The sequence below is a fragment of the Microlunatus speluncae genome, assembly GCF_009299835.1.
Taxonomy (GTDB): domain Bacteria; phylum Actinomycetota; class Actinomycetes; order Propionibacteriales; family Propionibacteriaceae; genus Microlunatus; species Microlunatus speluncae.
The window spans coordinates 171,623-186,850 of record NZ_VKCZ01000009.1; the positions used below are offsets into that span (position 1 = coordinate 171,623).

Here is a 15,228-nt window from a genome sequence, read left to right on the forward strand (position 1 = left end):
CAGCGACTAGCTCAGCCGACCAGGCGGTGCCGGCCGGAGCCCAGCTGCAGCGGCTCGCCGCCCGGCAGGGTGACCTCGGCGACGGCGTTCACCGGGACCTCCAGATCCATGATCAACTTCCGGCCCCGCCGGCGCCAGCCGACGGCGATCCGGCCGCGCACCGTGTCCAGCGCGACCGAGGCGGCGGGCAGGTCACCGAGGGCCCGCGGCGCCACCCGGAACCGGGCCCAGGCCGGATCGAGCAGCTCCAGGCCGACGACGCGTTCCAGCAGCCACTGCACCGGCCCGGACAGGGTCGAGTCGTTGTGGCCGCGAGCCGTCGTCTCCCAGTTCTCCCACAGCGTCGTGCCGCCGCGGCTGCGCCAGAAGCCGTAGCCGGGATAGGTCCGCTGACCGAGCACGGCCAGCGCCAGCTCGGGGTGACCATGATCAGACAGCGCGTACGGCAGCGCCCAGGTGCCGAATGAGCCGGTGTTGAGGTGCCGATCATGATCTTCGACGTCCTGCGCCAATCGGGTCGCGACCCGCTCCACGTACTCCTGCGGGACCAGCCCGAGGAACAGCGGGACGGCGTTGCTGGCCTGGCGGTACTCGTCGGTCTCCGCGGTCCGATAGCTCCCGGCCCTGCGGTCGAGGAAGGCCTCGTTGAACCGGATGATCAACTTCTCCGCCCGGGCCTGCCAGTCGGCCGCCTCGGCATTCTCGCCGACGACGCCGGCCAGGACGGCCAGGTCGCGCAAGGTCTCGATCACGAAGGCGGTGCCGATCAGGAAGCCGCCCTCCGGCGGTCGCGGATCGTGCGGTTGCCCCGGCGGATACCAGTCGGCGAAGACATCCATCGCCAGCCCGTCGCCCGATTCGAGGCTGGCCAGCAGCCACTCGGCGTAACGCCGGACCGCAGGCAGGTGCCGGGTCACGAGGCCGCGATCGCCATAGTGCTGCCAGTGCTGCCGGACCAGCTGCGGATAGCTGCCGGTGACCGAAGGCGAGATCGGGAAGTCCGTGGCGAACGGCCCGAGCGGAGCGATGATCGCCAACCCACCGGCCTCGGACTGGGACACCCGGATGTCGTCCAGCCACTTCTCCAGCCAAGCGGCGCTGTCGAACGCGTTCAGCAGAGTCGCGCTGGCCAGCCGCGGCTGCCCCAGCCAGCCGAGCTTCGTGTACATCGGTGCGATGTCGGGCTGACCGTGCAGGCCGTTCAGGTTGGTCCGGACGGTCGCGTCGACGATCCACTGCAGCACCGGTTCGTCGAGCTTCAACCGCATCGTCCGTTCGAGATCGCTGCGCACCGGCACCGCGACCACCTCGAGCGCCGGCCCGCCGGTGACCTCGACGTAGCGGAATCCCTCGTAGGTGAACCAGGGCTGCCAGTCGACCTGGCCGCCGCCGGCCAGATACTCGTCCCGCTGGTGCCGGCCGGTGATCGACGGATTCAGCACCCCGGCCGGCGGTCCGACCTCGATCCGGCCGTGCGGACCGAGCTTCTCGTGGTACTGGATGGTGATCTTGGTGCCGCGACGCAGCCGGCCGCGGAGCCGGACCCGGCCGGTGGTCACCTGGCCGAAGTCGTACAGCACGGTGCCCGGCTCGAGCTCGGTGATCTTGGCCGGACGGATCGGCGACTCGCCGCGGATCGGCTGGTTCGGGTACGCCTGCACCCGGCCACCCGGGTCGTCCATGATCACCGCCGCCGGCCAGTCCTGATCATCGAAGTCCGGCTCGGCCCAGCCGGCCAGCTCGGCCTCCCGCCGGGCGTCGAACGTCTCGCCGGTGTACACGCCGTCGTAGCGGACCGGTCCCTCGGCCTGCCGCCAATCCGGTCCGCTGCCGACGGTGATCGTCCTGCCGTCCGGCAGGGTCACCTCGAGCAGGGCCAGCAGCCGCGGCTCACCGGTCCAGGGGTAGAGGTTGCTGCCGTCGGAGTCGGCCGCCCGGCTGGCGAAGAAGCCGCGGCCGAGCGCGACGCCGAGGGCATTGGCGCCGCTCCGCAACAGCCGGGTCACGTCGTGGCTGGTGTGCAGCAGCCGGCGGTCGAAATCGGTGGCCGGCGGCGACAGGGCGATGTCGTCCACCCGCTCGCCGTTGATCAAGGCCCGGCCGTGGCCGAGGCCGATCAGGTAGAGCCGGGCCGACTTCGGCCGGGCCGGGAGGGTGAAGGTGGTCCGGAGCAGCGGGTCGGCCGGCGGGTCCGGCGGCAACGCGTACAGCCACCGGTCCCGCGCCGGCAGCTTCACCCCGTCGGCGTAGGCGTCACCCTCCGGATACGGGGAGTCCGGCTGCGGCTGGTCCGGGTCTGCATCGCCGTCGCCGCTGGACCAGGTGAGACCCGGGCTGTCCGAAGTCGCCTCGAGGAAGTAGTCGCCGGACGGCAGCGGCTGGTCGAGGTCGATCCGGGCGGCAGACTCCCCGACCGGGCCGGCCACCGTGGCCGTCGCGAGTTGATCACCGTCCGGTCCGCCGGCCCGCAGCCGCAAGTTGATCTTCGCCGGAGCCTCGCCCCGGTTCACGAACAGTCCCGCCACCGCGACGATCGGACCCGCGGTGTGGAAGGTCTGGCCGAGCACCTTCCCGGTGACCTCGTCGTCGACGAACTGGCTCGGCGGCAGGGTGCGGGTCGGCAGCGGCAACTCGATCCCGCTGCCGATCCACCGGGCCGGCCAGTCCTCGCCCGCGGGCAGCGCCGTCTCGAACCACGCCGTCCGGGCCCAGGGACCCGGCGTCGCCGTCTCGTCCCAGACCCGGACCGTCCAGAAATAGCGGGTCCGGGGGTTCAGCGCCGGGCCCGCGTAGTGGATCGCCTGCTGATCGGCCGACTCGACCCGGCCGCTGTCCCAGACGACGTCATCCGTGCCGCCGGTCAGGCCCTTGGCCGCGGTGTCGACCCGGACCTGGTACGAACTCTGCCGGCGATCCCGGCCCCGACCGGCGAGCCGCCAGCCGAACCGCGGCTCGAGCCCGTCGATGCCGAGCGGATCGATCAGGTGGTCGGTGGTCAACCGGTACGGCCGCAGCCCCTTCCCGGACCATCGTTGATCATCGGCGGCGGCCTCGGCCGCCACGGCGGTGGTGGTGGCGACCCCCGCCACTCCGGAGAGAAAGATTCGTCGGCTGACGTTGCGCACGCTGGACTCCCTGGTTCCGTTGCTCGCAACGCTAGCCAGCGCCGATCCCGGCCGGTAGTGACATCGATCATGGTCCGACTCATGATCATCGGGACAGCTCACTCGCGGGCCGGCGAGGGAGAGGTCCCACCTCCCTACCGCCGGACCAGGCGGGCGGCCCGATGCTCGGCGAAGAAGGCACGGACCGACGGAAGCAGCCAGAGCAGACCGAGCATGATCAGGTGGACCAGGTTCGCCCCGATCACCACCAGCAGGAAGTCGATCCCCTTTCCTGCCGAGTTGAGACCGAGAATCGAGGCGGCGACCAGATAGACGGTCAGGGCGATCCGCGCCCACCCGCGGCCACGCAGCACCTTGATCGTGAACCAGACCAGGAGCGCCACGGCGATCGCATGCAGGACCGCCGTGTAGGCGATCACCAACGCGAAGACGATCCCCGGCGCCTGCCCGTCCAGGCCGGGCTGGTCGCGCTGGATCGCCGCCATCGTGCCGTCCCGGTCGATGATCATCCGCAGCGGCAGCCCGATCAGCAGAATCCCGCTCAGGACGGACCCGAGAACCAGCCAGCGCAACGCAGCGGGTCGTGCGACTCCCCGGCTCGTCGCGGGCGCCGACGACGAATCTTGATGGCGCGACGGTGATTCCACGGCCCGAACCCTACTAGCACACCTGTGCTACTACAAGAGCCGGACTTCTCTACTTCCTGGCGGCGGCCCTCTTGGCGACCGTCTTCTTGGCGGCGGCCTTCTTCGCTGCCGCCTTCTTCGCCGGTGCCTTCTTGGTGGCGGTCTTGGTGCCGGCACGACCGTTTCCGGTCGCGGTCGTCCGCGACGATGCCGTCTTGGTCGCCGTCTTCGCGGTCGACTTGGTCGCGGCCTTCGTGGCGGGCCGACGGGTCGTGCCCTTGGCGGCGGCCGCCTTGGTGCTCGCCGCGCGCCCGTTGCTGGCCGGCTTGGCGTCCGCCCCGAAGATGTCCGGTTGGGCCTCGGCGACCGGGATGTGCCGGCCGTCGAGGATTCGGGAGAGGAAGCCGCCGGTGTGCGAGCCCGGGTCGGCCGCGACCTGCTCCGGGGTGCCCTCGGCGATCACCGTGCCGCCGCGGGAGCCGCCCTCCGGGCCCATGTCGATGATCCAGTCGGCGGTCTTGATCACGTCCAGGTTGTGCTCGATCACGACCACCGTGTTGCCGGCGTCGACCAGCCGGCCGAGCACGCCGAGCAGCTTCCGGATGTCCTCGAAGTGCAGGCCGGTGGTCGGCTCGTCCAACACGTACAGGGTGCGGCCGGTGGACCGCTTCTGCAGCTCGCTGGCCAGCTTCACCCGCTGCGCCTCGCCGCCGGACAGGGTCGGCGCCGGCTGGCCGAGCCGGACGTAGCCGAGGCCGACGTCGAGCAGGGTCTTCAGGTGCCGGTTGATCGACGGCAGGGCGGCGAAGAAGTCGACCGCCTCCTCGATCGGCATGTCCAGCACCTCGGCGATGGTCTTGCCCTTGTAGTGCACCTCCAGCGTCTCCCGGTTGTACCGGGCACCGTGGCACACCTCGCACGGCACGTACACGTCCGGCAGGAAGTTCATCTCGATCTTGATCGTGCCGTCGCCGGCGCAGTTCTCGCAGCGGCCGCCCTTCACGTTGAAGGAGAAGCGACCCGGCTGGTAGCCGCGCACCTTCGCCTCCGGCGTCTCGGCGAACAGCTTCCGGACACTGTCGAACACCCCGGTGTAGGTCGCCGGGTTGGACCGCGGGGTGCGGCCGATCGGCGACTGGTCGACGTGGATCACCTTGTCGATCTGGTCGGCGCCGGTGATCGTCCGGTGCCGGCCGGGGACGTCGCGGGCGTTGTAGATGCGCTTGGCCAGCGACGTGTAGAGGATCGAGTTCACCAGGGTCGACTTGCCCGACCCGGAGACACCGGTGACGGCGATCAACTGGGACAGCGGGAAGGAGACCGTGATGTCGCGCAGATTGTGCTCGACCGCGTTGTGCACGGTGATCTTGCGGTCGTCCAGCTGCGGTCGGCGCCGGGCCGGCAGCGGGATCTCCCGGCGACCGGACAGGTAGGCCCCGGTCAGCGACTCCTCGCTGGCCAGCAGCTCCTCGACCGTGCCGGAGACGACCACGTGGCCGCCGTGCTCCCCCGCGCCCGGACCGATGTCCACCGCCCAGTCTGCGGTCATGATCGTGTCCTCGTCGTGCTCGACCACGATCAGCGTGTTGCCCAGGTCGCGCAGCCGGACCAGGGTCTCGATCAGCCGCCGGTTGTCCCGCTGGTGCAGCCCGATGCTCGGCTCGTCCAGCACGTACAGCACGCCGACCAGGCCGGACCCGATCTGGGTGGCCAATCTGATCCGCTGCGCCTCGCCGCCGGACAGGCTGCCGGTGGGCCGGCTCAGCGACAGGTAGTCGAGGCCGACATCGAGCAGGAACCGGAGCCGTTCGTTGATCTCCTTCAGCACCCGCTCGGCGATCTGCCGCTCCCGAGCGGTCAGCTCCAGCCGGGACAGGAAGTCGGCCGCCTCGTCGATCGACAGCGACGACACCTCGGCGATGTTCTTGCCGCCGAGCGTCACCGCCAGCGACGACGGCTTCAGCCGGGCGCCGCCGCAGGCGTTGCACGGCACCTCCCGCATGTAACCGGCGAACCGCTCCCGGGACGTGTCGCTCTCCGCCTCGGCATGCCGCCGCTCGATGTAGGAGATGACACCCTCGTATTTGGCGTTGTAGCTGCGCTCCCGGCCGTACCGGTTCTTGTAGCGCACCTGCAACTGGCCCGGCACGCCGTGCAGCAGCAGCTTCGTCACCCGGGCCGGCAGCTCGCCCCACGGCGTGTCGGTGCTGAAACCGGCCTGATCGGCCAGGGCGTCGATCAACCGGATGAAGTAGTCGGCGATGTGCGCCGACGACCACGGCGCGATCGCGCCCTCGGACAGACTCTTCTCCGGATCGGGCACGACCAGGTCGGGGTCGACCTCCATCCGGGTGCCGATGCCGGAGCAGGTCGGGCAGGCGCCCCACGGCGCGTTGAAGGAGAACTGCCGCGGCTCCAGCTCCTCGATCGCGATGTCGTGCTCGTTGGGGCACGCCATCTTCTCCGAGTAGCGCCGCTCCCGCAGCGGATCCTTCGGATCGAGGTCGACGAAGTCGATCGACACCACGCCCTGGGCCAGCCCGAGCGCGGTCTCCACCGAGTCGGTCAGCCGCTGCTTCACCGACGCCTTGACCGCGATCCGGTCGACGATCACGTCGATCGCATGCTTCTTCTGCTTGTCCAGGGTCGGCGGCTGGGTCAGCTGCACCGCCTCGCCGTCCACCCGGGCCCGGGCGAACCCCTGGCCGGCCAGCTGCCGGAACAGCTCGACGTACTCCCCCTTGCGGCCGCGGACCACCGGCGCGAGGACCTGGAACCGGGTGCCGTCGTCGAGATCCATCAGCCGGTCGACGATCTGCTGCGGCGACTGCCGGCTGATCGGCTCACCGCACTGCGGGCAGTGCGGCCGGCCGGCCCGGGCATAGAGCAGTCGGAGGTAGTCGTACACCTCGGTGATGGTGCCGACGGTCGACCGCGGGTTGCGGTTGGTCGACTTCTGGTCGATCGAGACGGCCGGCGACAGCCCCTCGATGAAGTCGACGTCCGGCTTGTCCATCTGCCCCAGGAACTGCCGCGCGTAGGCCGACAGCGACTCGACATAGCGGCGCTGGCCCTCGGCGAAGATCGTGTCGAAGGCCAGACTGGACTTGCCGGAGCCGGACAGGCCGGTGAACACGATCAGCGCGTCGCGCGGAAGGTCCAGCGAGACATTGCGCAGATTGTGCTCTCGGGCACCACGGATCATCAGTCGATCAGCCACGTCGGTCATGCTATGCCGGTCCACTGACAGTCCGGATCTCGTTGTCGCTCAATCGGGAGTCGGCGTCCCACAGTCCGAGCGCGGCAGTAGGTTATTGCGCATGAGCTCCGCGGACACACCTGGTGATCCAGCCGCCGAACAGCTGGAAACTCTGCGCGGGATGATGTCGTCCGCGACCGCCAAACTGCTCGGCGACACCATCGCCGTCAGCGACGAGGACTGGCGCGGCCCGAGCCGGCTGCCCGACTGGACCCGCGGCCACGTCGCGACCCACGTCGCTCGGCAGGCCGATGCGCTCGGCCGGTTGCTGACCGGCGCGGTCAGCGGCACCCCCGGTCAGATGTACGAGTCGAACGAGCAGCGCGACGCCGAGATCGAGGAGGGATCGGGCCGGACCGGTCTGGACCTGCAGATCGACCTGGACACCGCCGCCGAGCGGCTCGGGGAACGGATGGAGGAGGTCGACAGCGCCGGCAAGTGGTCGGAGTCGGTCAGCCTGCGCGGCGGCGGCACGGCGCCGGCCCGGCTGCTGCCGCTGGCCCGGCTGACCGAGGTTGTGCTGCATCATGTCGACCTCGACATCGGCTACGAGATCGACGACGTCGACGGCGCGGTCGCCGGCTGGCTGCTCGAATGGTGCTCGCTGCGGCTGCGGACCCGGGAGGGCTTCCCGAGCCTGTCCCTGACCATCGACGGCGGCGAGACCGTCGCCGTCGGCAGCACCGGGGAGGCCCGCGAGGTGCACGGGCCGGCGCCGCGGCTGCTCGGCTGGTTGACCGGCCGGGCCGGGACCGACGGCCTCAGCGGAGCCGACGGGATCACCCTGCCCGCCTTCTGATCATGAGGAACTGATCAAGATGTCCTTGATCAGCAAGCTGGAAGGGAGTCCGTCGATGGCCGGACTGAACCACGTCACCGCCGGCGGACCACCGGTCACCGTACGACTGTCGGACACCGTCACCATGATCAAACTCTCGGTCGGGCCGATGGACAACAACGCGTATCTGCTGCGCGGCCGGACCGGGTCGGTGTTGATCGACGCCGCCGCGGAGCCGGAGCGCCTGCTCGAACTGATCGGCGACCAGCCGCCGGACGTGATCGTCACCACCCACCGGCACCAGGACCACTGGCAGGGATTGGCCGACGTCGCCGAGGCGACGAAGGCGCAATTGGTCTGCGGCCGGCCCGACCTGGACGCGATCGCGACCGGTGCCTGGCTGGAGAACCTGACCGGCGTCTGGGACGGCGACGTGGTGGCCCTCGGCGAGGAGTCGCTGGCGGTGATCGGCCTGGTCGGCCACACCCCGGGCTCGATCACCCTGGTCTATCGCGGCTCCGACGAAGTCGATCACCTGTTCACCGGCGACAGCCTGTTTCCCGGCGGGCCGGGCAAGACCGGCAGCCCGGAGGACTTCGCCTCGCTGATGGACGACCTGGAGTCCAAGATCTTCGGCGGCTTCGGCGACCCGGCCGTGGTCCATCCCGGGCACGGCGACGACACCACGCTGGCCGTCGAGCGGCCGCAGCTGGCCTCCTGGCGCGCACGCGGTTGGTGAGCGCCCGGCGTCGGTCAGCTCAGCTCGGCGGATCCCGGCCGTAGCGTGAACTCGTGCTCGCCGTTGATGCAACGGACGGCAGGACCGGATTCGCTGCCGCAGGCCACGCCGTAGAAGGCGAGCACCTGTCCCTGGGCCAGTTCCCTGATCCGCTGATTCGGCGGATCTCCGGAGCTCACGAACCGGGCCTTCCGGTCACGTTCGAGCTGGACCGAGTTGGCCGGCCCCTTCCCCTTCGGCGCCTTGGCGTCCGCCGGCAACTGTCCGAAGCAGAGCACCGAGCCCGGGCCGTCGTCGGGCGGCGGCACGATCTGACAGCTGAACGACTTCCCGACCGAGAAGGAGTACAGGTAGCCGCCCGGGACGAAGTCACCGGCGAAGTGTTTCACCTCCTGGTGCGTGCCCGGCGGCAACGGGCTGTCCGCCGGCCAGGCCTTGATCAACGTCTGCTTGACCGCGCATTCGTACGCGAAGGTGTAGATCGAGGCCGTTTCCGGCAGCGAGCCGTCGAGGATCGAGCAGCCCCAGCCGTCGACGTCGGTGGTCCGGCCGATCTCCGTGCCGTCGGCACCGACGAACTTCTTCAGCACCGCAACCGCGGTCGGGCAGTCGGCCTGCCCGCGAGCCACGACCGCGACCAGGCCGTACCCGATCGGTCCGCAGGTCGTGCCCGGGCTGCCGGGTGCCGGGGCGGTCGGAGTCGGCGAAGGGGTGGGAGTCGGCGATGCGGCCACGCTCGGAGTCGCGACCCGGGTCGGGCTCGCGGTCGGCGGATCGGCCATCACCTCATCCGCCGGCGCCGTCGCGGGTGGCGCACAGGCCGCGGTGATCATGATCAGGAACAGCAGCGGAATCACGGCGCGCGGGCGCAGGCGTGCGGTCATCGGATCACCCCGTCGGCAGTTCGCCGAGCCCCCTGGTCGGCAAGATCAATTCTGCCGTGCCGAGCCGCGGCCGGGGCGGGATTCAGTCAGCCTGATCGCGGCGCCATCGATCGACCAGGGCCCGCGCCTCGGCGGCCGTCGGGCCGCCGTGGTCGCGGACGGACTCCAACACCGGCACCGCATCCTGGTCGTAGCCGTGCTCGAAGAGGTACGACGCCGCGGCGAACCGCATCGATTCCGGCTCGGTGTCGTCCAGCAGCGGTTTGAGCAGATCGATGATCCGACCCGATTCGTCCCAGCGCTCGGCCACCCGTTCGCCACGCTCGGCCTCGGCGTCGGCCGCGGCCGGGTCACCGTCCTCGAGCAGCTGCCGGGACAGACTGACGTGGGCCCGAAACGTCGCGCGATCGATATCAGGGTTCATGGTGATGCTCTCCCGAACGTGGCTGAACAGCCGACACTAGCCCCCTCCGACCCCGAGTTGTCAGAAGCAGGGCACGCCATAGCGTCCCCTGCTTCTGACAACTCGGGGTTCAGTGGCCGGGGGCCAGGAGGGGTGGGGAGTCGGCGGTGAAGGGGGTCGGGAAGGTGGTGAGGGGGAGGTCGAGCAGGGTGGTGCAGGCGGGGTCGGCGCATTCGCAGTCGTACGCACGGATGACCGTCGCCGGGTCGGTGGTGGCCCAGGGACGGGCCAGGCCTGCGCGATACTGGCCGACGATCGCGGCGTTGCCGGCCCGGATCAGGGCCCGGCGCTGCTCCGTGCCGGAGGCCCGGGGCTGGTCAGCGAGCCAGTCGGCGCAGACCCGTTCGATCTCGGCCACCGTGTCCAGGGCCGAGCCGTGCTCGGTGGTGATGATCTTGGTGCCGCCGGCGGCGTCGACGGCCGCGGCAAGCTCATCGGCGCGCTGCAGATCCGACGGGCCACCGGCTCCGCCCCAGCCGCGACCCCGGTTCCGGGTGGCCCGGGTCTCGGCGGCGGCGAACAGCCAGACCGCGTGCACCGGCGGCCGGAGCGGCTCCGGGCCGACCAGGTCCGGCGTGAACGGAGTGCCGTCGGCGATCACCGCCGGGGTGTCGGGCAGGGCGGCCAGGTCCTCGTGGGTGAGCGGCCCGCGGTCGTGCCGGAGCCGCTCCTGATCTTCGACCGACAACGCGGACCGCTCGGCGACGGTGAGCGCCTCCCAGGCGATCGCGCCCGGGTCGCCGGCGGCGATGGCCCGGTCCCGGTGGTCCCAGGTCCTGGTGTCGCTGGAGTGCCAGTGGTAGCCGTGCCGGCGGGCCAGCAGCCGCGCGGTCGTGGTCTTTCCCGAGCCGGTCAGCCCGCCGATCCAGAGGATCCGTTCCGGTGAGGTCACCGGACCTGGTTTATCAGCCCCAGTTCCGCGTCGGTCAACCGGCCGCGCGCCTCGGCCGCGACACATTCGGCGAGTTCGGTCCGGTTCTTCACGCCGAGCACGACCGTGGCCACGCCGGGCACGCTGAGCGCGTACCGGTGCGCCAGCGACGCCGCGGACTCCCCCAGCTCCGCCGCCACCCGGCGGAATCCCTCGGCCCGGGCGAAATCGACCGCGACCGGGGAATCATCGTCGACCGCCCGGTCGACGGAGTCGGTCAGCGAGCCGGCCGAGACCGCGCGGATCCCGATCACCGAAACGGATTCGGCACCGGCCGCGGCCACGATCTCCGCGTTGGCGGGCTTGGCGGAGTCGCCGAACACCCACATGTCGCCGGACAGGTCGAGGGCGTTCACCACCACCTGGGCCGCGTCCGGCCGCGGCTCCGTGCCCAACGTCTCGATCACCGCGTCGGGGTGGCCGACGCCGGTGATCCCCCAGCCGCGGATCAGGCCTTCCTCGCGCAGCTTCACGAACTCCGGTACGACCTCGTCCCGGAACCGCCGCCAGCCGAGCGTGTTCGGCGCGGTCGCCGAGTCGTCCGCAGGCCGGAGCTGGGAGTGCCAGAGGAAGAGGTCCAAGTGGTCCCGGCCCAATCGGCCCAGGCTGTCCCGCAGGCTCTGCCGCATCCGGGCCGGCAGATCGTCCTCGTTGTCGTCGGGCAATCCGATCTTGGTCGTGATCAACACCTCGGACGCCGGGCTCTGCCGCAGCGCCTCGCCGGCCACGACCTCCGCCTCGTGTCCCTCGCCGTAGCTCGGGGCCAGGTCGAGCATCGTGATGCCGGCGTCGATCGCCGCCCGGACGGTCGCCACCGATTCCTCGCGGCTGGTCCGGCCCCAGACCGCACCGATCCCGCCGCCACCCAGGGTCAGCGCGCTGACCGTACCCAGTCGTCCGAAGTCTCGTGATTCCATGCCGTCAACCTAAGCGGGCCCCGGCATCGGAGCCAGGTCCAATCGAGCCTTCCGACTCCGGTCCAAACCCTCCCAGGGGTCGCCGCCGGCCAGGATCACTCGCCGCGGTCGAGGGCGTAGGACCTGATCACGGTCTGCTCCACCGCCGCCCGGCCGGCGGCGGCCGTGGCGTGCAGGGAGACGAAGCGCGCGTTCGCCGGCGGGGTCGGCACGGTGGTGCGATAGCTGTCGCCGTCGCGGGTCAGCGTCAGGTCGGTCCAGCTCTCACCGTCGTCGAACGAGGCGCGCAGGGCGACCTGCTCCGGCGTCGGTTTGGTCCCCTGGCTGGTCTCGACCGTCAGCCGGAGCGGGAACGGCCGATCCACCGGCGCCCGGTTGAGCTGATCGAAGTCGCCGGCCACCCGGACCGTCAGCGTGGAGACCCGGCGATGGTCCTCGAACGGACCGGCCAAGGTCCAGGAGGCGTCGACCCGGGTGGCCAGCGTCGACCACGGCACGTCGCGGGTCGCCCGGGTGCTGAGGCGATAGGTCGCGGCCTGCTGCGGATCCGGCTTCTGGAACGTGCCGCCGCCCGGATCCTCGTTGGTCTCGATCACCTCGCCGTCCCAGCTCAGCGTGTTGCGGGCGGCGATCCCGTCGAAGGACTGCAGTCCGGTGTGATGGCCGGGCGAGGAGCCGGAGAACAACCGGGAGATCACCCACAGCCGCCCCTCCGCATAGTCGGACACCAGCGCCGGCCCCAGCGCGGCCCGACCCCAGTGCCGGTCGTACGTCTGGCCCGCTCGATAGCCGACACCGTCCGATGACTCGAAGTCGTTCTCGAAACCCTGGTCGGTCTCCAGTTCGCTCAGCCAGGTGAGATCGGCCCCGGCCGAGTAGCGATCGATCCGCCGGCCCGGCACCGCGACCGCCAACGGCATCCGGTGGTCACCGTCGGCGACGGCGACCGTGAGCGTCCCCGGGCGGTCGACCGCGACGCCTTCGCCGTGCAGGTGGGTGCGTACGGTGGCGAGCGCGGCATCCCGGAACCGGAACGTGGGCTTGGGAATCCGGCCCTTGACGCTCCGGGCCAGGACGTAACCGCGCGGCGGCTGCCCGGCCGAGTCGGGCTCGGTCAGCGCCCCGGCGAAGCCGAACCGGTACGGATAGCTCTTCACCGTGCCGGTCGGAGTGGCGTAGAGCTCGGTGACGTCGCCGCCCCGGATCCGCGCGAACTCCGTGCCGACGTCGACCCAGACCGCCGGCGTGCCGCTGCGCTTCGCGGTCTTGCTGTCCACCACGGCCCGCACCGGCCGGCCGTCGCGCGCGTCGAGCACGACCTCGGTGTCCTGGGTCAGTTTCAGCTCGGGCCGGGCGACCAGGGTCAGGCTGTCCGGCGACGGTTCGGGTTGGTCGGTGGCGATCGGAGCGGTGAGATCGTACGTCCCGGCCGGCAGCCGGACCGTGAACGGCTTCCCGTCGAGCTGGGCCGACCGCGCCGCGCGGTCGTCGGGGCGCAACAGGTGGACCGGGGTCGCCGCCGGTTTTCCCGCCCGGTCCAGGGCCTTGATCGTGAGGTCGTACGACTCGACCTCCTTGTGCATCCCGATCGGGCTGCGGGCGACCAGCGCGTCGCCGTCCTTCGCGGTGACCCAGGCGCCGAACAGTCCGTCGGCGGACTTCACCCGGGTGTCCGCGGTGACCGAGACGCTCGCCGTCGCGCCGGCCGCGACCTGGATCCGCGACGGGCTGACCGCGAACAGTCCGGCCGGAGCGTCTCCGGCGATCGCCAGGTCGAGCGTCAGCGGGGTCGCCGAGGTGTTGCGGTACGTCAGCTGCTGGGCTCGCGGCTTGTCGTCCTGGTGCGGCCATTCGGCCAGGCCGAAGCTCAACGCGGCCGGCTCGGGCAGCACGGTCTGCTTGATCGCCCGGGTCAGGTCGACCCGGCCCGCGCCCTGCTGGAAGACGTCGAGCTCGGGGTTCGGTTTCGCCGACGCCATCAGGGCCGCCTTGAGCTCCGCCGCGCGCCAGTCCGGGTGTTGCTGGGCCAGCAGCGCGGCCGCGCCGGCCACGTGCGGCGCCGCCATCGACGTACCGGATTGGCTGACGTAATACTCGGTCGCGCCCTGGCCTCCGGTCGCCTTGGCAGCGACGATCTCGTCGCCGGGAGCGGAGATCTCCGGCTTGACGGCATCGTCACGGATCCGCGGGCCCAGGTTGGAGAACTCGCTCAGCTGCTCGTCCCTGGTCACGCTGGCCACCGCGAGCGCGCTGTCCGCCGTCGCGGGCGAGGACACCCGTTCGTCGTGGAAGCAGCTCTCCGGCGAGGCCGGATGATTGCCGGCCGCGACGACGAACAGCGTGCCGTGCTGCTCGGTCAGCGAGTCGACCGCCTTGGACACCGGATCGGTCCCGTCGGTCGCGCAGCCGCCGAGGCTGAGGTTGACGATCCGGGCGCCGGCCGCCGCCCACTGCAGGCCGGCGATCAGCTGCGATTCCGACCCGGAGCCGTCGTCGCCGAGGACCTTGCCGACCAGCAGCCGGGCGTCCGGCGCCACGCCTCGGTATTTCCCGTCCGAGGCGTCGCCGCTGCCGGTGATGATCGAGGCGACGTGGGTGCCGTGGCCGACAATGTCGGTCGGACCGCCGGTGTCGGTGAAGTCCTTGGCCTCGATGACCGCGTCGTCGAGGTCGGGGTGGCTCTCGTCGATGCCGGTGTCGAGGACGGCGACCTTGACCCCCTGGCCGGTGAAGCCGGCGCGCCAGGCGATCGGGGCACCGATCTGCGGCACGCTGTGGTCGAGTTGCCGCCGGACCGGACCGTCCAGCCACACCTTCTCGATGCCGGCCCGGCCGGCCTTGAGCTCGTTCCAGAAGGTGGTCGCGCCGCTCTTGCCGGCGGTGATCGCGGTGCCGCGAATGCTGGCCAGCTCCCGTCCGACCCGGGCCTCGGTCGGGCCGAGCCCCGGCTTGGCCGCGCCACCGGCGTACCGGACGATCAGCGGCAGGTGCGGGCGCTGGGTGTCGTCGTACCCGGCCCGACGGAGCAGGGAGATGTCGAACAGTCGCGGATCCAGCCGGCCGGAGCCGATCAGCGGCAGCGCGTCGGCCGGGATCACGGTGAACCGGCCGTCCGCCGACCTCCGCTCGGCGAAGCCGACGCCCTCGCGTCCCGGCCCCGGCGTCAGTCGCACGACGCCCCGACTCAGGTCGACCCGGTCGCCGGTGATCAGGGTCACCCGGATCGTGTCCGGTGCCGGTGCCGGTGCCGGTGAGGAGGGCGGTGCCGGTGAGGAGGGCGGTGGTGCCGGGTCGGCCGCAGCGGTCGGACCGGTCATCGTCAGCCCGGTCAGCACCAGGGTTAGCACCAGCAACGCCAAGATCATCGGGCTCTGAGGCTTCGTCCGCACAAGAAGTCCCATCGTCGGTCGTCGGGTCAGGATCGGGCGCGCCCGGGCGGGTCGTGGTCCCCCGCGGTCACAGCTCGTACATGGCTCGAACCCCAGCCACTGTTTCACCGGTTGGCC

The 15,228-nt window shown here is 71.1% G+C and carries 10 protein-coding genes; 2 read left to right on the top strand and 8 right to left on the bottom strand.

Features of this window, described 5'->3' with window-relative positions; translation table 11 throughout:
* Positions 1–11: 11 nt before the first annotated feature.
* The 3 genes from FNH24_RS13615 to uvrA all read right to left on the bottom strand — a co-directional run bounded on the left by FNH24_RS13615 (position 12) and on the right by uvrA (position 6,980).
* Positions 12–3,125 carry a family 78 glycoside hydrolase catalytic domain gene (locus FNH24_RS13615; protein ID WP_246186877.1) on the bottom strand — a complete coding sequence of 1,038 codons (3,114 nt, stop codon included), beginning with the start codon at positions 3,123–3,125 and terminating at the stop codon, positions 12–14.
* A gap of 134 nt (positions 3,126–3,259) precedes the next feature.
* Positions 3,260–3,697: a hypothetical protein gene (locus FNH24_RS13620; RefSeq protein WP_152362726.1), complete on the bottom strand. Its 438-nt coding sequence runs from the start codon at positions 3,695–3,697 to the stop codon at positions 3,260–3,262.
* Positions 3,698–3,821: 124 nt separating this feature from the next.
* Positions 3,822–6,980: an excinuclease ABC subunit UvrA gene (gene uvrA / locus FNH24_RS13625; RefSeq protein ID WP_152362727.1), complete on the bottom strand. Its 3,159-nt coding sequence runs from the start codon at positions 6,978–6,980 to the stop codon at positions 3,822–3,824.
* A 91-nt stretch (positions 6,981–7,071) separates the two neighbouring features.
* Between uvrA and FNH24_RS13630 the strand changes: the two genes are divergently transcribed.
* Positions 7,072–7,809 carry a maleylpyruvate isomerase family mycothiol-dependent enzyme gene (locus tag FNH24_RS13630; protein WP_161606129.1) on the top strand — a complete coding sequence of 246 codons (738 nt, stop codon included), beginning with the start codon at positions 7,072–7,074 and terminating at the stop codon, positions 7,807–7,809.
* Between the two features lie 19 nt (positions 7,810–7,828).
* Positions 7,829–8,527, top strand: a complete 699-nt coding sequence (locus FNH24_RS13635; RefSeq protein WP_425486892.1) for an MBL fold metallo-hydrolase — start codon at positions 7,829–7,831, stop codon at positions 8,525–8,527.
* Between the two features lie 14 nt (positions 8,528–8,541).
* Here FNH24_RS13635 and FNH24_RS13640 read toward each other — a convergent pair whose 3' ends face one another.
* The 5 genes from FNH24_RS13640 to FNH24_RS13660 form a co-directional block, all read right to left on the bottom strand.
* A complete protein-coding gene (locus FNH24_RS13640) occupies positions 8,542–9,411 on the bottom strand; it encodes a hypothetical protein (RefSeq protein WP_152362729.1) in 870 nt (289 codons plus the stop codon).
* 82 nt (positions 9,412–9,493) lie between these two features.
* The gene (locus FNH24_RS13645; protein ID WP_152362730.1) at positions 9,494–9,835 is read right to left on the bottom strand and encodes a hypothetical protein; all 342 of its coding nucleotides are present in this window, start codon (positions 9,833–9,835) and stop codon (positions 9,494–9,496) included.
* Positions 9,836–9,944: 109 nt separating this feature from the next.
* Positions 9,945–10,766: a cytidylate kinase family protein gene (locus tag FNH24_RS13650; protein ID WP_152362731.1), complete on the bottom strand. Its 822-nt coding sequence runs from the start codon at positions 10,764–10,766 to the stop codon at positions 9,945–9,947.
* Positions 10,763–11,722, bottom strand: a complete 960-nt coding sequence (locus tag FNH24_RS13655; RefSeq protein ID WP_152362732.1) for an aldo/keto reductase — start codon at positions 11,720–11,722, stop codon at positions 10,763–10,765. The genes FNH24_RS13650 and FNH24_RS13655 overlap by 4 nt, the downstream gene beginning before the upstream one ends.
* 95 nt (positions 11,723–11,817) lie before the next feature.
* Entirely contained in the window at positions 11,818–15,087 is a 3,270-nt protein-coding gene (locus tag FNH24_RS13660) for a S8 family peptidase (RefSeq protein ID WP_161606130.1), read from the bottom strand.
* Between the last annotated feature and the right edge of the window lie 141 nt (positions 15,088–15,228).